This is a genomic window from Pseudomonas sp. 05N36 (assembly GCF_056397385.1).
Genome location: NZ_JBFTNH010000001.1, coordinates 66,399 through 86,033 on the forward strand (window position 1 = coordinate 66,399; position 19,635 = coordinate 86,033).

Here is a 19,635-nt window from a genome sequence, read left to right on the forward strand (position 1 = left end):
GACCTAATCGCGAGCAGGCTCGCTCCCACAGTGGATCTCTGGTGTTCATGAGATCCCTTGTGGGAGCGAGCCTGCTCGCGATGCTTTTAAGGGGTTAGACCAAGTAGTTCTTGAGCTCCCGCGCAATCACCATCCGCTGAATCTCGCTCGAGCCTTCGTAAATCTGCGTGATCCGCGCATCGCGGTAATAGCGTTCTACCGGATAATCTTCCAGATAGCCGTAGCCGCCGTGAATCTGTATTGCGGACGAGCAGACCTTCTCAGCCATCTCCGAGGCAAACAGCTTGGCCTGTGAGGCTTCCGACAGGCATGGCTTGCCGGCGCTGCGCAACCGCGCGGCATGCAGGATCAGCAGGCGTGCGGCGTTCAGCCGGGTGTGCATGTCGGCGAGCATGTTGGCGACGCTTTGGTGCTCGATGATCGGTTTGTCGAACTGCACCCGGTCACGGGCATAGGCCAGCGCCGCTTCGAACGCTGCACGGGCGATGCCCAGCGCCTGCGCGGCGATGCCGATGCGACCGCCTTCGAGATTGGACAGGGCAATCGCCAAACCCTTGCCGCGCTCACCCAGCAGATTGGCTTCGGGGATCGTGCAGTTGTTCAGCGTCACCGCGCAGGTGTCGGAAGCGCGGATACCCATCTTGTGTTCGCTGCGGTCGACAATAAAACCCGGTGTGTCGGTTGGCACCAGGAACGCCGACAAACCTTTCTTGCCCAGCTCCGGATCGGTCACGGCAAACACAATCGCCAGTTTTGCCCGTCGACCGTTGCTGACGAACTGCTTGGCGCCATTGATCACCCACCGGCCGTCGCGCAGTTCGGCGCGGGTGCGCAGGTTGTGCGCTTCGGAACCGGCCTGCGGCTCGGTCAGGCAGAAGCAGCCGATGGCCTGACCGCTGGCCAGGTCCGCCAACCAGGTCTGTTTCTGTTCTTCAGTGCCGTAGTTGAGCACCGGCCCGCAGCCCACCGAGTTGTGGATGCTCATCAGGGCGCCGGTGGCGCCGTCGCCGGCAGAAATCTCTTCCACCGCCAGCGCGTAGGCCACGTAGTCGACATACGTGCCGCCCCATTCCTCGGGAACCACCATGCCGAGCAAACCCAGCTCGCCCATCTTGGCCACCAGCGCATCATCGATCCAGCCGGCTTTTTCCCAGGCCTGGGCGTGAGGGGCAATTTCGCCGCGGGCAAAATCCCGGGCCATGTCGCGGATCATCACTTGTTCTTCGGTCAATTCGATATCGTGCATGGCTCAGCTCCCGCTCTGGTCAAAACCGCTGAAGAAACTCGCAACCTGCTTGGCGTCCAGCGCCTGCACGGTCGGAGGGTTCCAGCGTGGGCTCTTGTCTTTGTCGATCAGCAAGGCGCGGACGCCTTCGATCAGGTCGCCGCGTTCGAACCACTGGCGATCGAGGTGCAGTTCGAGGGCGAAGCAGTTTTCCAGGCTCAGCTGACGGCCGCGACGCAGCATCTCTAACGTTACACCCATGGCCAGCGGTGAACGACTGTCGAGTAAATCGGCAGTGGTCATTGCCCAGTCGTGGCTGTCGGCAACCGTAACGCTGCGCAGTTGCTCAACGATGCTCGGTACATCCGGCAGGGCGAAGAAGTGGTCGATCGTTGGCCGCAATGCCTGCAACGGAGCATCGGGCAGTTGTTGTACCGCGAGTTTAGCCAGCAGGCCTTGCAGGTCCTTGAGCGGGGTGTCGTGCCACTCGAGGCTGTCGAGGCGTTGATCCAGTTCGGCAAGTTTCTGGCTTTCCAGGTACCAATCGGCCAACCCGCAATACAGCGCATCGGCGGCGCGAATCTGCACGCCACTGACGCCAAGGTAGATGCCCAGTTCGCCGGGAATCCGTGGCAGGAAGTAGCTGCCGCCAACGTCCGGGAAGTAACCGATCGCCACTTCCGGCATTGCCAGGCGGCTGCGTTCGGTGACTACCCGCAGGTCTGCGCCTTGCACCAGGCCCATGCCGCCGCCGAGGACGAAACCGTCCATCAACGCCAGTAACGGTTTGCGGTAATGGTGGATCGCCAGGTCGAGGGCGTATTCCTCGACGAAGAAGTCTTCATGCAGTGTGCCGCCGCTTTTGAAACTGTCGTACAGCGAGCGGATGTCGCCGCCGGCGCAGAAGGCTTTTTCGCCAGCCCCGCGCAACACCACGGCGTGGATATGCGGGTCTTTCGACCAGGCATCGAGTTGTCGGTGCAGGCTGCGGACCATGTCCAGGGTAATGGCGTTGAGGCCGGCGGGGCGATTGAGGGTCAGGTGGCCAATGTGGTTGCGGACCTCGGCCAACACGTCGTTGGCGCTGGCATCAATGCCGTGGCTCGCCTGGGATGAAACCTGAGCAGTCATCACTAACTCCCTGCTTTTATTGTTCTTTATAGAAGTGTTCGCGCGCGAACGATGCCGGATCGTAACAGTGCAAATTTGCGATGTACAACCGTGATAGATGCAGGTCCGGTCTGCATTTTTGTAACATCCACACGCTGATTCATCGCATAAACGCCCCAATAGGGCATTCACGACAGGATCGGCTGTGAAAATGCCGACATCAGCACAAGCGAGCTGTCTGCGACGGCCCTTTCGACACCTCGGCACAATCGTCTGTTGGCATTCTGGCGTTCCATTCGAAGCCGTCTGCGCCAAGGGTTTCAGGGTGGGGTGTGGCCGGCCTTTGGCGGTGCACCGAACACAAACAATAAGAACGCTGCTGCGGCACAAGCCGCATCGACTCTCTGTTCCTGCCCATAAAGGCGCCCAGGCATTCGTGCCCGGTCGCGATAATTCCAATCAAATCGGGACTTATGAAGATGAAAACCCAATGGCTGACGTTGCCTGTACTCGCGATGCTGTTCTGCTCGGCCGGCGCTAGCGCCAAAGAGTGGACCGAACTGCGCTTCGGCACCAACCCAAGCTATCCGCCGTTTGAGTCGACCACCGCCGACGGTGGCGTGCAAGGTTTTGGCGTAGACCTGGGCAACGCGATCTGCGCCGAACTGAAGCTCAAGTGTGTGTGGGTCAGCAATGACTTCGACGGGCTGATTCCCGCGCTCAAGGCCGGCAAGTTCGACGCCATCGAGTCGTCGATGACCGTCACCGACGCCCGCAAGAAGCAGATCGATTTTACCGACCGTCTGTATGCCGGCCCGACTGCCATCGTCACCCGCAAGGATTCGGGGCTTGAGCCCACCGCCGAGTCGCTCAAGGGCAAGACCATTGGTTTCATGCAAGGCACCATTCAGGAAACCTACGCCAGGGCCAAACTGGCACCGGGCGGGGTGAAACTGCGCGCCTATCAGAACCAGGATCAGGTCTACGCCGATCTGGTTTACGGCCGCCTCGACGCCTCGATCCAGGACAAGCTGCAAGCGCAGATGAGCTTCCTTGAGTCGCCACAAGGCGCCCCCTTCAAGAACAGCCAAGGCATCAGTGATCCGCTGGTGCCGGCGGATATCGCCATCGGTGTGCGCAAGGACAACGACGAACTCAAGGGCATGCTCAACACCGCCATCAAGGCCCTGCACGAGAAGGGCATCTACGCGCAGATCCAGAAGAAATACTTCGGCGATCTGGACCTCTACAACAACTGATCAGCGCACCTGAAGCGTTGGGCCGTGGTTCACGACCCAACGCCTCGCTGTGGTGCTTCAAGACAGGTGACTTGCGTGAATACCTTCCTCAATGCTCTGGGCCTGGATCTCTCGGCCCTGCAAGGCTATGGCCCACTGTTGCTGCACGGCACCTGGGTAACCCTGAAACTCTCGGCGTTGTCGCTGCTGGTCAGCATGCTGCTGGGCTTGCTCGGTGCGGCGGCCAAGCTTTCGCCGCTGCGGCTGCTGAACCTGCCGGCAACCTTTTACACCACGCTGATTCGCGGTGTACCGGACCTGGTGTTGATGTTGCTGATCTTCTACAGCCTGCAAGGCTGGTTGAGCAGCCTGACCGAGTTCATGCAATGGCCGTACATGGAAATCGACCCGTTCGTGGCCGGTATCGTGACTCTGGGTTTTATCTACGGCGCGTATTTCACCGAGACCTTTCGTGGCGCGATCCTCAGTGTCCCTCGGGGGCAACAGGAGGCCGGTGCGTCGTTTGGCCTGAGCCGTTGGCAGCGTTTTTACTGCGTGGTGTTCCCGCAGATGATGCGCTTTGCCTTGCCAAGCCTGGGCAACAACTGGCTGGTGCTGCTCAAGGCTACGGCACTGGTGTCGATCATCGGCTTGTCGGACCTGGTCAAGGTCGCGCAGGAAGCCGGCAAAAGCACCTTCAACATGCTGGATTTTCTATTGCTGGCGGCAGCGCTGTACCTGCTGATCACCAGCGCTTCGAACTATGTCTTGCGCGTGCTTGAACGGCGCTACAACCAGGGCGTGCGGGGGATGACGCGATGATCGAATTGATCTCCGAATACTGGAAACCTTTCCTGTTCAGTGACGGCTACACCTTCACCGGCTTGGCCATGACCTTATGGCTGCTGGTGGTGAGCATCGTGCTCGGCTTCTGCCTGTCGCTGCCACTGGCGATCATGCGCACTTCGCGTTGGGGCCTGCTGCGCTGGCCGGTGCAACTGTTCACCTATGTGTTTCGTGGCACGCCGCTGTATATCCAGTTGCTGATTTGCTACAGCGGGATCTACGGCATCGCGGTGGTCCGTTCGCAGCCGCTGCTTGAAGCGTTCTTTCGCGATGCGATGAATTGCACCTTGCTGGCGTTCACCCTCAACACTTGCGCCTACACCGTCGAGATCTTCGCCGGGGCGATCCGCAGCATTCCCTACGGTGAAATCGAAGCGGCCCATGCCTATGGCCTGAGTGGCTGGCGTTTGTATGTGAAGTTGATTCTGCCCTCGGCGTTGCGTCGGGCGCTGCCTTACTACAGCAACGAAGTGATCCTGATGCTGCACGCCACGTCGGTGGCGTTCACCGCGACCATTCCGGACATCCTCAAGGTCGCCCGGGACGCCAATGCTGCGACCTTCATGACCTTCCAGGCCTTCGGTATCGCCGGGCTGCTGTACCTCGCGCTGTCATTTGGCCTGGTGGGCGCATTCCGCCTGGCCGAGCGGCGCTGGCTGAATTTCCTCGGGCCGGCTCACTGAGATCCGGAACCGGCTTTTTTCCTCCCTCTTTCTGTCCAGAACGCTGTCGCCAACGGCAGCGCTCCAGGAGTGTTGCATGTACAAATTGACCGTTGAAAATCTGTATAAACGCTTTGGTGACAACGAAGTGCTCAAGGGCGTCTCGTTGAATGCCCGCGCCGGTGATGTGGTGAGCATGATTGGCGCCAGTGGCTCCGGCAAAAGCACTATGCTGCGGTGTATCAACTTCCTTGAACGGGCGGATGAAGGCGCCATCGAGCTGGACGGCGAGCGGATTGTCACCCGCCAGGCGCCCGGTGGCATGCGGGTTGCCAACCCGGCACAGTTGCAGCGCTTGCGCACGCGGCTGGCGATGGTGTTTCAGCACTTCAACCTGTGGAGTCATCTGACGGTTTTGGAGAACATCATGCTGGCGCCGTGCAAAGTCCTGGGTGTCAGCCGCAAGGACGCTGAAGTCAGCGCTCGGGCGTATCTGGACAAGGTTGGTCTGCCTCAACGCGTGGCCGAGCAGTACCCGGCCTTCCTGTCCGGTGGGCAGCAACAACGGGTGGCGATTGCCCGGGCGTTGGCGGTGGAACCGCAGATTCTGTTGTTCGACGAGCCGACTTCGGCTCTCGATCCGGAACTGGTGGGTGAAGTATTGAAGGTGATTCAGGCGTTGGCTGAAGAAGGCCGGACCATGTTGATGGTGACCCACGAAATGGGCTTTGCCCGGCAGGTGTCCAGCCAGGTGCTGTTCCTGCATCAAGGCCGGGTCGAGGAGCAAGGCGATGCAACAATTCTTGACCAGCCGAAAAGCGAGCGTTTACAGCAATTTCTATCGGGCCGTTTGAAGTGAGGCAAGGCGTACATGGCGGACATCCGCGATATGTCGATCGTGCTTGATCGTATCGATCAGGCAATCATTGAGGTGCTGCGCCACGAAGGGCGCATCACCTATCAGAAGCTTTCCGAGCGCGTGCACCTGACACCAAGGCCATGCCTTGAGCGGGTGCGCAAGCTCGAACAGCTCGGCGTCATTCGTGGCTACGGGGCGATTCTCGACGAGAAAAAACTGACCCCCGGTCTGTCGCTGCTGGTGCTGGTGGCACTCTCGAACCAGAGCGGGCGCGCCGCGCAGAAAGCCTTTGAAGCCAAAGTCCGAGCCTGCCCGCAGGTGCTGGAGTGCCAATTGATCAGCGGCGCCTTCGACTACAGCCTGCGGATGCGCTGTCGCGACATGGAACACTACCGGGTACTGACCGAAGTCTGGTTCGACGACCCGGACCTGCACATCGACAAACTGGTCAGCCACCCTGAGCTGGCAATGGTCAAAACCTCCACGTAATCACCCGACTCTTCTCGTTCCCACGCAGACGATCAAAGGGCCGCACCGCAGTTCCGTAGCAGCTGGCGCAGCCTGCGTTCGGCTGTGTAGCAGTCGTAAAACCATACTCTGCGGCGTTTCAGGCTCACCGAGTTGTCAGAATTTACGAGCGCTTCGCACTCGAACGCAGGCTGCGCCAGCTGCTACGGTAATCAGCGATTTCAGACGATTTATCACGCTCACCAAATCGGCTGCAAGCCACCGCGTTTTCAGCCATTTCCAGCACCAACTCCCTCCTTATCAGCCGGGTTTTTCCGGCGCCGAATCAGACAATGAGCACCTCTCAACCCTCATTGATTCTGTGCCCATGCAAACCACCAATACCGTTTTGATGATTCGCCCGTCACGTTTCTCCTTCAACCAGGACACGGCCGCCAACAACCGTTTCCAGCGTCCGGCAGCAGCGGCCGAGGACGTACAACTCAAGGCCCTGCAAGAGTTCGACAGCTATGTCGCCGCCCTGCGTGAGCACGGCGTTGAAGTCATGGTGCACAACGACAGCGAAGCACCGCACACCCCGGATTCGATCTTTCCGAACAATTGGTGGAGCAGCCATCCCGACGGCACGCTCGTGCTGTACCCGATGCAGGGCCACAACCGCCGCCTGGAGCGCGACAAAGGCGTACTCGACTGGCTGCGCGATGCTTACCGTATCGAGCAATTGCTCGATCTCTCCGGCCTTGAGCAGCAGGAAGTGTTCCTCGAGGGCACCGGCAGCATGGTCCTCGATCGCGAACAGCGGATTTGCTACGCCGGCTATTCGACCCGCACCCATGCCAAGGCGTTGGACCAGATCGTCGAACACCTCGGCTATGAACTCTGCGCGTTCAACGCCGTGGACCGTCACGGTGTGCCGATCTATCACACCAACGTGATGATGAGCGTCGGCAGGCAACTGGCGGTGGTCTGCCTGGAGTCGGTCAGCGACCTGGACGAACGCAATGCACTGCGCTCACGTCTGGAACGCAGCGGCAAGCAAGTCTTGACCCTGAGCTTCGATCAACTGGAGTCGTTCGCCGGCAACATGCTTGAAGTGCACAACGCCGCTGGCGAGCCGTTGCTGGTGATGTCGCGTACGGCCTGGCGGTCGCTGCATGCCGACCAGCGCCGGATGGTCGAAGCGTATGCCAAACCTCTACCCGTGAACATCGACACCATCGAGCGGATTGGCGGCGGCAGTGCGCGCTGCATGCTCGCGGAAGTCTATCTGCCTAAACGCGTTAGCCCACAGGAGCAGCATTGATGATCGTCCGTCCTGCAACGATGAATGACCTGCCGGCATTGCTGGCACTGGCCCACAGCGCCGGCGCCGGTTTGACCACTTTGCCGGCCGATGCCGGGCGTTTGCGGCAGCGCCTGGAATGGGCTGAAAAAACCTTCGCCGGTGAAGCCGAACGGGCTGATGCCGATTACCTGTTTGTGCTGGAGGCCGACAACGGCGAGGCCGTCGGTATCTGCGCGCTGGCGGGTGCGGTCGGGCTGCGCGAGCCTTGGTACAACTACCGGATGGGGTTGTTTGTCGCCGCCTCGAAAAACCTCGGGATCAATCAGCAATTGCCCACGCTATTTCTGGGCAATGACATGACCGGGCAATCGGAGTTGTGCTCGTTGTTCCTGCACGCTGGGCATCGCAGCGGTTTGAATGGTCGTTTGCTGTCCAAGGCGCGGTTTCTGTTTCTCGCGGAATTTCGCCAGTACTTTGGCGACAAGGTGATCGCCGAAATGCGCGGTTACTCGGACGAACACGGCGTCTCGCCGTTCTGGGAAGGGCTGGGCCGGCACTTCTTCAAGATGGACTTCGCCGACGCCGACTACCTCACCGGGCTGGGCAACAAGACCTTCATTGCCGAACTGATGCCCAAGTTCCCGCTGCCAACCTGTTTGCTGCCCGAGGCTGCGCGGGCGACGATCGGCCGGGTTCATCCCAACACCGAACCGGCGCTGGGGATGCTCAAGGCTGAAGGGTTCGAGCACAAGGACTACATCGACATCTTTGACGGCGGCCCATTGATCGAGTGCGCCACCGGCGACATTCGCGCGGTGCGTGACAGCGAGGTATTGCAACTGAGCATCGGCACGCCGGGAGAGCAGGCGGCGGTGTATCTGATTCACAACCGCCAGTTCGCCGATTGCCGGATCACCGCCGCGCCAGCGCGGGTCGCTGCCGGGACCTTGATTGTCGATGCCCACACTGCCAAGTCACTGGGGTTGACTGCCGGTGCTTCGGTGCGCGCCGTCAGCCTGGCCGTGCCGGCGCGACAGCAGTCGGCGGCCTAGTGGTTTAGTGGTTAAGGCCGAGTGCCAAACACTTCACTGATACTGCGGCGTTTGGCATGCAGCTCGCTGGCGTGGATCAACTGCTCGAGGTCCTCGGGCGTGACGTCGAAGAACTCCTGCATGTCGGCCAGGGCCAGCTTGAGGTCTTCGGCGGTAATCGCCAGGACGTCTGCGGGCGGATGATCGGCGGGCACCACCGCGACCGGTTCGCTGTGGCCCTTGGGGTAACGGATTCGCGTCAGGTTGTTATAGACCAGGGCGCTGAGCAGCATGCACGTCGCGGCGAGCATCACCGGCCCGAGTTCGCGCCATTCCATCGCGATGGTCGCCGGGTCCGCCACCACCAGCAGCAACGCCAACGCACCCGCTGGCGGGTGTAGGCAACGCAGCCAGCACATCAGAATCAGCGCCATGCCAGCCGCCAGGCAGGCACTGCCCAGCGTGCGCCCAAGCACATGGGCCACCAACAGCGACACCACCGCTGCACACAAGTAACCGCCGAGAATCGACCACGGCTGTGCCAGCGCGCCGGAAGACACGGCGAACAGCAACACCGCCGAAGCGCCCAACGGCCCGATCAAGTGCAAGGCCACGTCCATGCCGAACACCTGAGCACACAGCCAGACACTCAGCAGTGTGCCGAGCGACATGCCGATGGCGGCACGGCTCCATTCGGAGGGGCGGGTGTTGACGGCAGCGGGTATCCAGCGAGCGAGCATAACGAAAACGATCCAGTGGCAAAGAACGGGCAAAAAGAAGGGCTTGTCTGGATCACCAGAAAGCCCTTTAAGTGTTCCAACATTTGGGGGAGGAACCGGCACAGTGTGCCGATCTATCTGACTCCTGACAAATTCATATTAATGAGCTTTCAGTGCATTTATTTTGAAGTTTAGCGACGCGCCGACCACTCAGGAAACACAGCAATCCGCCCATGGCGGTCAATGCACTGAGGGCATAAAACATCGTCGCCGGTGCCGTGTGGGTCAGCAAAAAACCGCAAATCACCGGACTCGCCGCACCGCCCAGCGCCGCCAGGTTCTGCGCGCCGTAGTAGCTGCCGCGCAGTTCTTCCGGAGCCAGGGTRTCGACGAACAGGAACTCCGCCGGGTAGATGATCATTTCGCCAAGGGTGAAGACAAACATCGCCAGGCACCACTGCACCAGGTTCTGCGCGAAGCTGAAGCCGATCAACCCGAAGATGAACAGGCTGCTGCCGATAACAATCCAGTAACGCAGCTGTTCGCGTTTAAGGAAACGGCCGATCTGGTACTGCAGGAGAATCACGCTGATCGCGTTGCAGGCGAGGATCGCGGCCATGGTTTGCAGGGCAATGTGCTCGTTTTGCGTCACCAGCAGGTATTGCGACAGGTACAGGGTGAAACGTCCGTGAACCACGGTGCTGAGCAGGCAGCCGCAGGTGAACATGATCAGTGTGCGGTCGTTTTTCAGGGTCACCAGGGTTTTCAGAAAACTTTGCGGCTGGCCAACAGCCGCTTCCTTGGCCGATCCGGGAATCCCTCTCATCAGGAAGGTACTGAAAAAAGCGATGCCACCGGCAATCAGGAACGGTGCCAATGGTTGCACCCCGGCAATCACCACCCCCAGCATCGGGCCAGTGGCGTAGCCGATGTTGGTCAGGGTGTAGCGCAGTGAAAAGGCCTTGGCCCGTTGGCCCATCGGCAGGTTTTCACTGAGGATCGCTTTGGAGCCGATCAGAAACAGCGCCGAAGCGGTTTCGGTAATCACCAGCGTCAGCGTGGTCAGGTAAAGGTTGTGGGCGAAGGTCAGCAGGACAAAACCGACGGCGCTGGAGAGCATCGCCAGAATCAGCAACCGGCGTTTCTCCAGGCGGTCGATGATGTAACCGCCATACAGCGCGAGCAGGGTGGCGATGAACACCGCGATGCCCAACAGCAGGCCGACGTCCTGTTGGTTCAGGCCCAGCTTGTTGCTGAGGAACAGTGTCAGCAACGGGCTGGTGATGGCGCGGCTGACGACGATGGTCAGCGAGCAGATCATCAGGCGGCGAATAACGAGCGAGTAAGTGGCCACGGTGGTGCGGATGTCCTTATTCAGATTTAGCAATGCGGCGACGCCATTCGCGAGCAAGCCCGCTCCCACAGGGGAACGCATTCCAATGTGGGAGCGGGCTTGCTCGCGAAGAGGCCGGTCCTGACAAACCAGGGCTCATGCCAGCCACCGATCCAGTTCCCAAACCGATTCCAGCTTTTCCAGTTGCCACAACCGCTCCAGCAACCCTGTCGCCTGTTCCACCGGCATCACCCGCGTCGCCAGGCTGAAAAACTTCTCCTCCAGCGCTGCATCACTCAACGGATTCCCCGGCGCGCCCAACGGCACCTCGACACACAGGCTTGCCGCGCGGCCGTCATGGCTGCGAATGCTCACGACCGGCTCGCCATCCTCTGACAGGTGCGGATCCACTTCAAGGTGAATGCGCGACATCCAATGCGCAATTTCTGACGTACTGCGTTGTTCGTCGTCATAGGCCTCAAGCCGGCAATGACCATGGACCAATCGAGCAGCGAGGGCATATGGCAGGCTCATTTGCGCGGCGGCCAAACTGCCGATATCGCGCCCGCCGCACATCTCGTTGAGAAAGCCACACAGCGACACCTGAACGTCTTCCAGTTGATTGGCATCGATCTGCAACTGCTCAAGCAACAAACCCAAGGCATCAATGGCCGAATGCGTGCCACGGCAAGAGGCATAAGGCTTGATCGAGCAGCGGGCGAGTTTCCACACCACGCCAAGGTCTGCGTCCAGCGCTTCGGGCTGCGCGTGTTCCGCCGCGAGGGTCTTGAGGAAGCCGCCCCAGACGTCGTCGAACAACTTCGTTGGCCCGCTGATCCCTTGCTCGGCAAACCGCGCTGCCAGCAATCCACCTTCGGCGGCGCGGCCGCTGTGAAGCTTTTTGCTTTGCGAACCATCGTGGATAAACGCCCAGAGGCCACCGCTGAAACTGCCGGCAATGCCTAGTGCCGCGAGGGTTTGTGCCGGATCAAGACCGAGTATTCGCGCACTGGCCGCTGCCGCGCCGAACACCCCGCAGGTGGCGGTCGAATGCCAACCGGCGCCGTTGTGCGCCGAGTAACCGCCGCAAGCCTCAAGCACCCGCCGACCGATCTCGTAGCCGATCACCACCGCAGTAATCAGCTCGCGACCGTTCACTGGCGCGGGACTCAGGCTGACGGCTGCCATCACTGCGGGCAGCACCACTGCGCCGGAATGATCGCAGCCGCCGGTATCGTCCAGTTCCAGCGCATGGGCGGCAATCCCATTGAGCATCGCTGCCTGCGCGGCGCCCACCTGTTGCGCGGTGCCCCAGACCAGCGTTTTGCCGTTTTCATTGGCAAAGGTTTGCCGAACGGCGACGGCAATTTCACTGGCGGCTCCGGCCAGGGTCGCGCCGACCGTATCAAGAATATGCCGCTTGGCTTGTGCCACCAGTGCCGGCGGCAAGTCTTCGAAACGGGTCTCGACGCAGAATTGCGCCAGACGCTGCAATCGTTCACTCATGGCAAGTACGCTCGATAATGCCGCTCATACACGGCCGCTGGATGTTCCTCGTCCATCGGCACAGCACGCTTGGCCCACCACTGGGCGACGTCGCCTGCGGTGGCGATCCACACGTCATCGTGTTGCTGGATACCCAGCAGCAACTCACGCAGGACACCGATGCGTCCCGGGGTCGCGATGATTTCCGGGTGCAGACGCAGCACATAGCACAGGCCAAAACGATGAAACCCGGCGAAGTCCATTTGCAGGTTGCCCAAGGTATGGCTGTAAGAAGCAATCCGCGATTGCGCGGGCGGGACTGCCGGGCTCAGGTTGAACGCGAAGTACGGTTCGTCCTCCAGTTCATAGTGCATTGGCAGTTCGATCACCTCGGGCGCCGTCGGATGGGCGAACGGCAGATCATCGCCGCGCCAACAGGATGACCAGCGAATGCCTTGCTCGCGCAACGCTTCGGTAAACCCCGGTGCCCAGTTGCCGGCGGGAATCCGGAAGCCCGTTGGACGCTGGCCGGTAATGTCGGCCAGTGCCCGACAGCCGTGCTCAAGGGCAACCGTCTGCTCTGCGAGGCTCAGGGTGTCGTAGTTCTGATGACGATAACCGGCGCAGGCAATTTCATGACCGGCGGCCTGGATCGAGCGGACATGGTCCGGGTTTTCTTCGGCAACGATGCCCGGTATGCACCAACTGCTGGCAACCCCCAACTCCTTGAACAGTGCGAGCAAGCGTTCGACCCCGCGCTGGGTACCGTAGCGCCACACCGACAGGGTCTTGTCGCGGCCGGCGACTTCCGGGGCCTGGGTCAGGATGCCGTGTACGTCGTTGTAGTCGACGGTCAACACTACGGCGCACCGGTAGCCTTTGGGCCAGGTCGTCGAATCAGCCATGTTGATGCTCCTTGAGCCACCAGTGGGCGACATCGCGGCAGGTGGCGAACCACACGTCATCACGCTGGCGCATGTGTTCGAAAAGTTTCTCCAGCAGCAGAATACGCCCCGGTTTGCCGGTGATCTTCGGGTGGAAGAGGGTGGTCAGGCACAGTCCTTCATTCACCGCGCCATCGAATTCGCGGCACCAATTGTCGAGGGTCAGCTCATAGCTGGCGGTACGGTCCAGCCCCGAGGGAAAGTCCGGCGCGCGGGTGTAGGCGATGGAGGCGTAATCGTCCATTTCCCAGCGGCCGGGGATTTCCACCAGCGGCGTATCAAAGCCCGGCACCTTCACCATGTACGGCCGGTCATCGCCGCGCATGCTGCTGGAGTAAGTAACACCGGCTTCCACCAACATGGCCGGCGTCTCGGCCCGCCAGTCGCCGGACGGGGTGCGAAAGCCTTCTGCGCGGATGTTCAAATGCTGCCAGAACACCTCGCGGCATTTATTCATGACGTCCTTTTGCTGCTCCAGCGTCAGCGCATAAAAGGACTCGTGTTTGTAGCCGTGATAAGCCACTTCATGCCCGCGCTCGATGATCGACTGGCACTGTTTCGGCCAGTTTTCCACGACCCAGGCCGGAACGAAAAAGGTCGTCGGGATGCGGAATTCGTCGAGCAGGTCGAGAATCCGTGGCAAGGCTCGATACGGCCCGTAACCGCCAAAACCGAAGTACTCGGGCTTGTGCCAGATCGAACCGTTGAGCATGGCGTCGCCGGTGGGGCCGTCGAGATCGAAGGCCAGCGCCAGGCAGGCTGTGTGGCCGTCGGGCCAGGTCGGTTGGGGTGAGGAGGACATCGTGGCGCTCCGATATTTTATGGGGGTAACCCTGTGGGAGCGAGCCTGCTCGCGATGAGGCTGTCACATTCAACATTGATGTCGCCTGTCAGACTGCTATCGCGAGCAGGCTCGCTCCCACAAAGGGCGTCCCTCTGATGCTTACTTACCAGCGTTGATGGTCACGGTCTTAATGGCGCCCAACTCCAGATCCCACTTCTTCAAGATCGCCTGATAACTGCCGTCATCGATCATGCTTTGCAGCGCGACTTTCACCGCTTCACTCAACTCGGGTTTTTTCTTGCTGACGCCCAGACCACTGAACTGCACCGAGATCGGCGCCCCCACGGTCTTGTAGGTGTCCTTTTCCTGGGTCTTCAGGTACGACAGGGTTTCGCTGCCCTGCATGGCCGCATCGATGCGGCTCTGGCGCAGCTGCGCACGGGCGTCGGCGGAGCCTTCGGTGCCGATCACGTTGATCGCCGGTTTACCCTTCGCTTCGCAATTGGCCTTGCTCCACTCAGCGATTTCCGCCGGGAATGTCGTACGTCGGCTGGTTCCGACTTTCTTGCCGCACAGGTCGGCAATTTCGTTGGTGTCCTTGTTCTTTTGCAGGGTGTAGAACTGCGGCCCGCTGGTGAAGTAGTCAACGAAGGTCACGCTCTGCTGACGCTCGGCGGTGTCGGTCATGCCCGACAGCACCACGTCCACACGGTCGGTGGTCAGGGCGTTGATCATTTGCTCGAAGCCGGTTTCCTGCCATTTGATCTTCACGCCCAGACGCTCGGCCAAGGCATTGCCCAGGTCGTAGTCCAGGCCGGTGAGGGTGTTGGTGGCCGGGTCCTTGAAATCCATCGGCGGATAGTTGGGCATGATCGCCACGACGATTTCGCCCTTGGCCTTGATGCTCGCGGGCAAATCAGCTGCCCAGGTCATCGAAGAGGCCATCAGGCCAGCCACTACTGCAGGGATAAGGAGTTTTTTCATGGTCGTTCTCTTTTTGAGTTGTCGTTAGGTGCGAACGGCAGAAATGAAGCTTTGGGTGCGCGGGTTTTGTGGACTTATTAGTATTTCTTCGGGGCTTCCTGCCTCCACGATCTGCCCGCCGTCCATGAACACCATGCGATTGGAAACCTCGCGGGCGAAGCCCAGTTCATGGGTGACGACGATCATGGTCATGCCGGTCTGCGCCAGATCGCGCATCACCGACAGCACCTCACCGACCAGTTCCGGGTCGAGTGCCGAAGTGGGTTCATCGAACAGCATCAGCTTGGGCCGCATGGCTAGCGCCCGGGTAATGGCCACCCGTTGTTGCTGACCCCCCGAGAGTTCGATCGGGTAGCTGTTGCGCTTGTCGGCCAGGCCGACGCGGGCCAGCAACTCAAGCGCATCTTCGTGCGCTTCCTTGGGCGAACGCTTGAGCACCTGGCACGGGCCTTCGATGATGTTTTGCAGCACGGTCATGTGCGGAAACAGGTTGAAGCGCTGGAACACCATGCCGGTGGCCAGCCGCTGCCGGGCGATCTGCGACTCGTTGAGCTCGTGCAGTTTGTTGCCGGCAATGCGGTAACCCACCAGTTCGCCGTCGACCCAGAGGCCGCCCTTGTCGATTTTTTCCAGCTGATTGACGCAGCGCAGCAGGGTGCTTTTGCCGGAGCCGGACGGCCCGATGATGCACAGCACTTCGCCCTGTTCGACTTCGATGTTGATGTCTTTGAGCGCGTGGTATTGGTCGTAGTACTTGTTCAGGCCAACAGCCTTGACGATGCTTCTCATGTTCAATTCTCCTGCGCGACTCACGAGCGCTTGCCGGCGCCGCGAGCGAAACGACGCTCCAGACGACTTTGACCAAAGGACAAGACGGTGACGGCGGCCAGGTACCAGATGCCGGCGACGATCAGCAGCTCCATCACGCGGGCGTTGGCGTAGTAGATGTTCTGCGCGTTGTAGAGCAGTTCCGAGTACTGGATCACGCTGGCCAGGGAGGTCATCTTGACCATGCCGATGAACTCGTTGCCGACCGGTGGAATGATGATGCGCATGGCCTGCGGCAGGATGATCCGGCGCAGCGCTTGCAGACGCGGCATGCCGATCGACTTGGCCGCCTCGTACTGGCCGGTGTCCACCGAGAGCAGGCCGGCACGCACCACTTCAGCGGTGTAGGCACCCTGGTTGATGCTCAGGCCCAGCAGCGCCGCGACGAAGGGTGTCATCAGGCTGACGGTATCGAGCTCGAACAGCCCTGGAATGCCGATGGTGGGGAAGATCAGCGCTAGGTTGAACCACAACAGCAGTTGCAGAATCAGCGGCGTACCGCGAAACAGCCAGGTGTACGTCACCGCGACATAGCGCAGGATCGGGTTCGCCGACATGCGCATCACGGCGGTGATCACCCCGAATACGATCCCCAGCGCCATCGCCAGCACGGCCATGACGATGGTGTTGAGCAAGCCGAACAGAATCGCCTGGGAGGTCAGGAACTGGCCGATGTACGACCACTCGATCTTGCCCTCGGCGAAAGCCCTGACCAGGCCAACGATGGCGACGACGATCAGCGTGGCGAAGAAGATCCGCCCGTAATAGCGCCGAGGCACATGTTCGTACTGGGTGATGTCGAACTGGTTTTCGGCTTTTTTGCGCTCCGCGAGGAGCTCTGCCTGAGTCTGGTTCATTTGGTTTCTCCTTACGCTGGTCTTTCAGGTCCAGCCAAATCCCTGTGGGAGCGAGCCTGCTCGCGATAGCGGCGGGTCAGCCAACATTGATGTTGATGTGATACCGCAATCGCGAGCAGGCTCGCTCCCACAGGTTCTGTGCGGTGCTTCAGAGGCGGAAGCCTTGATAGTTTTCGGTCCATTGCTGCTGTGCGGCGAGGGCGGTTTTCAAGCGGCCGATCTGCTCACGGACCCGCTGCGGCGCGGTGCCACCCCAGCCACTGCGGGCAGCGATGGCGGCTTCCAGGGTCAGGCTATCGCGGACTTCAGGCGTCAGGCGCACATCGATCTCGGCCAGCAGTGCCGGAGAGGCTTCCCACAGTTCGATGTCGTGCTTCTCACAGGCCTGAACCAGCGCACCGGTGATTTCGTGGGCCTCTTTGAACGGCACACCGCGCACCGCCAGCCAGTCAGCGACCTCGGTGGCGAGGGTGAAGCCCAATGGCGCCTGGCGACGCAGTTCTTCGACGTTGACCTTCATGGTCGCGACCATCCCGGCCATGGCTGGCAGTACCAGCAGCAGGGTGTCGACGCTGTCGAGCACACCGTTTTTGTCTTCGCTCAGGTCGCGGTTGTAGGACAGCGGCAGGGATTTGAGGGTCGACAGCAGGCCGGTCAGGTTGCCGATCAAACGGCCAGCCTTGCCCCGCGCCAGTTCGGCGATATCCGGGTTTTTCTTCTGCGGCATGATCGAACTGCCGGTGGCGTAGGCATCGTCCAGCGCAACCCAGCGAAATTGCCGTGAAGACCACAGACAAAACTCTTCAGCCAAACGCGAGATGTTGACGCCGAGCATGCTCGCCACGAACAGGAACTCGGCGACGTGGTCACGGCTGGCCACGGCGTCGATGGAGTTTTCGCAGACACCGCTGTAGCCCATTTCCTTCGCCGATTGCTGCGGCTGACGGGCGATAGCGGAACCGGCCATGGCCGCTGCACCCAATGGCGACAGGGAAGTGCGCACGTCCCAATCCACCAGACGTTGCACATCGCGCAGCATCGACTGGGCGTGGGCCAGCAAGTGGTGGGCGAACACGATCGGTTGCGCCTGTTGCAGGTGAGTGAAGCCCGGGCAAATGCTGTCGATGTGCAGCTCGGCCTGCTCGACCAGCGCCTGTTGCAGGGCCAGCACTTCGGTGGTCAGGGTGCGAGCGTGATCACGCAGAAACAGCCGCAGATCGTTGGCGGTCTGATCGTTGCGCGAGCGTCCGGCCCGCAGCTTGCCGCCCAGTGCGCCAAGGCGTTCAGTCAGCAGGCGCTCGATGAAGGTGTGGACGTCTTCGTCGTCGAGGGTCGGGCTGACAAAGCCAGCACGGAAGTCTTCGCCGATGCGCTCCAGCGCATCGAGCATGGTTTGGGTTTCCTGTGCATCGAGCAAGCCGGCGCGCTGCAGTTCCCCGGCATGGGCCTTGGAACCGGCCAGGTCGTAAGGGGTGAGGCGGAAGTACCGCTCAGGGCAGCGGGACAGGGCTGCGAGGGCTTCGGACGGACCGCTTTTGAAACGCGCTCCCCACAAACGATCGGTTGCTTGAGTCATTGTTGTTTTCCTCGTCGGTAACACGAACTGATGTCGTTACGCAGAGCCTTGAACACTCGCCGGGATCTTCCCAACGTGGTTCGGCTCATGCAGTTTTCAAGAGGGCAGTTGCAAGTGGTGAGAGCTGATCGAAGTGTCAGCTTTTAATAGTTTCGAATCAGCGAGTTGGCGCTGATCGGGGGGAATTATTGGGAGTTGCCAAGCCTGGTTTTCTGTGTTCATTATTATTAGCCAGCGTTGTTTTTGTTGTTGGACACAGACTGTTGAATCGGGCGCCAGAGGTAAATAAGCATTATGGAAACCCCACTTTCCAATTCTGGAAACCCGCCGTTGAAAACGGCCCATCGAGCGCCTTTGGCCCTGAGCGGGCTGGACTTCAAACTGCTCAAAGTGTTCAAGGCAGTGGTCGAGGCCGGAGGTTTCAGTGCAGCTCAAAACGAGCTGAATGTGGGGCTGGCAGCCATCAGCAAACAGATCTCTGACCTTGAGATTCGCATCGGCATGCGCTTGTGTACCCGGGGGCGAGAGGGGTTTTGCCTGACCGAAGAGGGGCGTCTTGTGTACCAGGCGTCGATCGATTTATTTGCCTCGGTCGATAACTTTCGTGACCGGCTTAGTTGCGCGCAGAATGAATTGATTGGCGACTTGGGAGTGGGGGTGATCGACAATACGATTACCGATGAAAACTCTCCGTTAGTTGCTGCATTAAAACGAATAAATGAAGAGTCGCCGAAGGTGCGCTTTCAACTTCAGGCCTCACAACTGGATGAAGTGGAAAGAGGCGTTGTAGAAGGGCGGTTGGTCGCCGGAATAGTGCCGGTATATCAGAAAAGAGAAGAGTTCGATTACTTCACGTTGTATGAAGAAAGATCAGAGGCCTACTGCGCGGTGGGGCACCCGTTGTTCAGCGTACCGGATGAGGAGATGGGTGAAGATGTGCTCAAGCAGCATGAGTTCATCAACCATCGCTACGCCATCCACCGAGACAAGCTGACGTTTGCCCGATACGACAGTTTTTCCGCCTCGGCGTCACAGGTCGAAGCGGTCGCCATGCTGATCAAAACCGGGCGTTTCCTGGGGTTCCTGCCGCAGCACTATGCTGCGCCACTGGTTGCACAAGGCACCTTCAGAGCCCTGCGGCCGGACCTGATCAGCTTCAATACACCGTTCAATTTGATCCTGCGGCACAACACGGTACGCAGTCCGTTGGTCAAGGCGTTCGCCCAGGCGTTGGGGGTGGATCTGAAGGCGAGCGTTTGAGATTGGCTGTAGAAGTCTGCCTGCTCGGTAGTCGCTGAGCGCGCGGCAAGCTAGTCGCAGAGTTTGGCGTTTATAGCGCCTGCCGGGAGTGTCGAACACTTCCTCAAGTGGTCGGCGGACAAGTAAAACAACCTATCTGTT

The 19,635-nt window shown here is 60.2% G+C and carries 19 protein-coding genes; 8 read left to right on the forward strand and 11 right to left on the reverse strand.

What is annotated here, in order from left to right; all coding sequences use genetic code 11:
• Nucleotides 1-94: 94 nt before the first annotated feature.
• Together AC1DIH_RS00345 and AC1DIH_RS00350 are read right to left on the reverse strand one after the other, a co-directional pair.
• Nucleotides 95-1,246, reverse strand: a complete 1,152-nt coding sequence (locus tag AC1DIH_RS00345) for an acyl-CoA dehydrogenase family protein (protein WP_427527904.1) — start codon at nucleotides 1,244-1,246, stop codon at nucleotides 95-97.
• A 3-nt stretch (nucleotides 1,247-1,249) separates the two neighbouring features.
• Nucleotides 1,250-2,356, reverse strand: coding sequence for an enoyl-CoA hydratase/isomerase family protein (locus tag AC1DIH_RS00350; RefSeq protein ID WP_477770172.1), 1,107 nt, complete (start codon nucleotides 2,354-2,356; stop codon nucleotides 1,250-1,252).
• A gap of 458 nt (nucleotides 2,357-2,814) precedes the next feature.
• Here AC1DIH_RS00350 and AC1DIH_RS00355 point away from each other — a divergent pair, with 458 nt between their 5' ends.
• From AC1DIH_RS00355 to astA, 7 genes are all read left to right on the forward strand, one after another.
• Entirely contained in the window at nucleotides 2,815-3,594 is a 780-nt protein-coding gene (locus AC1DIH_RS00355; protein ID WP_054597486.1) for a transporter substrate-binding domain-containing protein, read from the forward strand.
• Between the two features lie 75 nt (nucleotides 3,595-3,669).
• Nucleotides 3,670-4,395 (forward strand): ABC transporter permease, encoded by a 726-nt coding sequence (locus AC1DIH_RS00360; RefSeq protein WP_102667261.1) that lies wholly within the window; start codon nucleotides 3,670-3,672, stop codon nucleotides 4,393-4,395.
• Nucleotides 4,392-5,102, forward strand: coding sequence for an ABC transporter permease (locus AC1DIH_RS00365; RefSeq protein WP_427527898.1), 711 nt, complete (start codon nucleotides 4,392-4,394; stop codon nucleotides 5,100-5,102). Before AC1DIH_RS00360 ends, AC1DIH_RS00365 begins: the two co-directional genes overlap by 4 nt.
• Before the next feature lie 76 nt (nucleotides 5,103-5,178).
• Complete coding sequence (locus AC1DIH_RS00370; protein WP_054597483.1) at nucleotides 5,179-5,940, forward strand: ABC transporter ATP-binding protein; 762 nt, start codon at nucleotides 5,179-5,181, stop codon at nucleotides 5,938-5,940.
• Nucleotides 5,941-5,952: 12 nt separating this feature from the next.
• Nucleotides 5,953-6,429 carry an Lrp/AsnC family transcriptional regulator gene (locus AC1DIH_RS00375; RefSeq protein WP_054597482.1) on the forward strand — a complete coding sequence of 159 codons (477 nt, stop codon included), beginning with the start codon at nucleotides 5,953-5,955 and terminating at the stop codon, nucleotides 6,427-6,429.
• Between the two features lie 346 nt (nucleotides 6,430-6,775).
• Nucleotides 6,776-7,711 carry a citrulline utilization hydrolase CtlX gene (ctlX, locus tag AC1DIH_RS00380; protein ID WP_477770173.1) on the forward strand — a complete coding sequence of 312 codons (936 nt, stop codon included), beginning with the start codon at nucleotides 6,776-6,778 and terminating at the stop codon, nucleotides 7,709-7,711.
• Nucleotides 7,711-8,745, forward strand: a complete 1,035-nt coding sequence (gene astA / locus AC1DIH_RS00385; RefSeq protein WP_477770174.1) for an arginine N-succinyltransferase — start codon at nucleotides 7,711-7,713, stop codon at nucleotides 8,743-8,745. Before ctlX ends, astA begins: the two co-directional genes overlap by 1 nt.
• Before the next feature lie 11 nt (nucleotides 8,746-8,756).
• Here the strand turns inward: astA and AC1DIH_RS00390 are convergent, their stop codons facing one another.
• From AC1DIH_RS00390 to argH, 9 genes are all read right to left on the reverse strand, one after another.
• Nucleotides 8,757-9,464 (reverse strand): HPP family protein, encoded by a 708-nt coding sequence (locus AC1DIH_RS00390; RefSeq protein ID WP_477770175.1) that lies wholly within the window; start codon nucleotides 9,462-9,464, stop codon nucleotides 8,757-8,759.
• 133 nt (nucleotides 9,465-9,597) lie between these two features.
• Nucleotides 9,598-10,797, reverse strand: a complete 1,200-nt coding sequence (locus AC1DIH_RS00395) for an MFS transporter (protein ID WP_477770516.1) — start codon at nucleotides 10,795-10,797, stop codon at nucleotides 9,598-9,600.
• A 135-nt stretch (nucleotides 10,798-10,932) separates the two neighbouring features.
• Entirely contained in the window at nucleotides 10,933-12,282 is a 1,350-nt protein-coding gene (locus tag AC1DIH_RS00400) for an MmgE/PrpD family protein (protein WP_477770176.1), read from the reverse strand.
• On the reverse strand, nucleotides 12,279-13,166 hold the full coding sequence (locus AC1DIH_RS00405) for a polysaccharide deacetylase family protein (protein WP_477770177.1): 888 nt from the start codon (nucleotides 13,164-13,166) through the stop codon (nucleotides 12,279-12,281). The genes AC1DIH_RS00400 and AC1DIH_RS00405 overlap by 4 nt, the downstream gene beginning before the upstream one ends.
• Nucleotides 13,159-14,007, reverse strand: a complete 849-nt coding sequence (locus tag AC1DIH_RS00410; protein ID WP_477770178.1) for a polysaccharide deacetylase family protein — start codon at nucleotides 14,005-14,007, stop codon at nucleotides 13,159-13,161. The genes AC1DIH_RS00405 and AC1DIH_RS00410 overlap by 8 nt, the downstream gene beginning before the upstream one ends.
• 141 nt (nucleotides 14,008-14,148) lie before the next feature.
• Nucleotides 14,149-14,973 carry an ABC transporter substrate-binding protein gene (locus AC1DIH_RS00415; protein WP_427527883.1) on the reverse strand — a complete coding sequence of 275 codons (825 nt, stop codon included), beginning with the start codon at nucleotides 14,971-14,973 and terminating at the stop codon, nucleotides 14,149-14,151.
• Between the two features lie 24 nt (nucleotides 14,974-14,997).
• Entirely contained in the window at nucleotides 14,998-15,762 is a 765-nt protein-coding gene (locus tag AC1DIH_RS00420; RefSeq protein ID WP_477770179.1) for an amino acid ABC transporter ATP-binding protein, read from the reverse strand.
• 20 nt (nucleotides 15,763-15,782) lie between these two features.
• The gene (locus tag AC1DIH_RS00425) at nucleotides 15,783-16,658 is read right to left on the reverse strand and encodes an amino acid ABC transporter permease (RefSeq protein WP_054597473.1); all 876 of its coding nucleotides are present in this window, start codon (nucleotides 16,656-16,658) and stop codon (nucleotides 15,783-15,785) included.
• A 148-nt stretch (nucleotides 16,659-16,806) separates the two neighbouring features.
• Nucleotides 16,807-18,234: an argininosuccinate lyase gene (argH, locus tag AC1DIH_RS00430; protein ID WP_477770180.1), complete on the reverse strand. Its 1,428-nt coding sequence runs from the start codon at nucleotides 18,232-18,234 to the stop codon at nucleotides 16,807-16,809.
• A gap of 294 nt (nucleotides 18,235-18,528) precedes the next feature.
• On the opposite strand from argH, the gene AC1DIH_RS00435 reads away from it, so the two are divergent.
• Nucleotides 18,529-19,494 carry a LysR family transcriptional regulator gene (locus tag AC1DIH_RS00435; protein WP_477770181.1) on the forward strand — a complete coding sequence of 322 codons (966 nt, stop codon included), beginning with the start codon at nucleotides 18,529-18,531 and terminating at the stop codon, nucleotides 19,492-19,494.
• The last annotated feature ends 141 nt before the right edge of the window (nucleotides 19,495-19,635 follow it).

Bases quoted from the DNA above. Each gene is read 5' to 3' on its own strand.
- AC1DIH_RS00345 (WP_427527904.1), bottom strand. From the start codon at position 1,246: ATGCACGATATCGAATTGACCGAAGAACAAGTGATGATCCGCGACATG.
- AC1DIH_RS00350 (WP_477770172.1), bottom strand. From the start codon at position 2,356: ATGACTGCTCAGGTTTCATCCCAGGCGAGCCACGGCATTGATGCCAGC.
- AC1DIH_RS00355 (WP_054597486.1), top strand. From the start codon at position 2,815: ATGAAAACCCAATGGCTGACGTTGCCTGTACTCGCGATGCTGTTCTGC.
- AC1DIH_RS00365 (WP_427527898.1), top strand. From the start codon at position 4,392: ATGATCGAATTGATCTCCGAATACTGGAAACCTTTCCTGTTCAGTGAC.
- AC1DIH_RS00370 (WP_054597483.1), top strand. From the start codon at position 5,179: ATGTACAAATTGACCGTTGAAAATCTGTATAAACGCTTTGGTGACAAC.
- AC1DIH_RS00375 (WP_054597482.1), top strand. From the start codon at position 5,953: ATGGCGGACATCCGCGATATGTCGATCGTGCTTGATCGTATCGATCAG.
- ctlX (WP_477770173.1), top strand. From the start codon at position 6,776: ATGCAAACCACCAATACCGTTTTGATGATTCGCCCGTCACGTTTCTCC.
- astA (WP_477770174.1), top strand. From the start codon at position 7,711: ATGATCGTCCGTCCTGCAACGATGAATGACCTGCCGGCATTGCTGGCA.
- AC1DIH_RS00390 (WP_477770175.1), bottom strand. From the start codon at position 9,464: ATGCTCGCTCGCTGGATACCCGCTGCCGTCAACACCCGCCCCTCCGAA.
- AC1DIH_RS00400 (WP_477770176.1), bottom strand. From the start codon at position 12,282: ATGAGTGAACGATTGCAGCGTCTGGCGCAATTCTGCGTCGAGACCCGT.
- AC1DIH_RS00405 (WP_477770177.1), bottom strand. From the start codon at position 13,166: ATGGCTGATTCGACGACCTGGCCCAAAGGCTACCGGTGCGCCGTAGTG.
- AC1DIH_RS00410 (WP_477770178.1), bottom strand. From the start codon at position 14,007: ATGTCCTCCTCACCCCAACCGACCTGGCCCGACGGCCACACAGCCTGC.
- AC1DIH_RS00415 (WP_427527883.1), bottom strand. From the start codon at position 14,973: ATGAAAAAACTCCTTATCCCTGCAGTAGTGGCTGGCCTGATGGCCTCT.
- AC1DIH_RS00420 (WP_477770179.1), bottom strand. From the start codon at position 15,762: ATGAGAAGCATCGTCAAGGCTGTTGGCCTGAACAAGTACTACGACCAA.
- AC1DIH_RS00425 (WP_054597473.1), bottom strand. From the start codon at position 16,658: ATGAACCAGACTCAGGCAGAGCTCCTCGCGGAGCGCAAAAAAGCCGAA.
- argH (WP_477770180.1), bottom strand. From the start codon at position 18,234: ATGACTCAAGCAACCGATCGTTTGTGGGGAGCGCGTTTCAAAAGCGGT.
- AC1DIH_RS00435 (WP_477770181.1), top strand. From the start codon at position 18,529: ATGGAAACCCCACTTTCCAATTCTGGAAACCCGCCGTTGAAAACGGCC.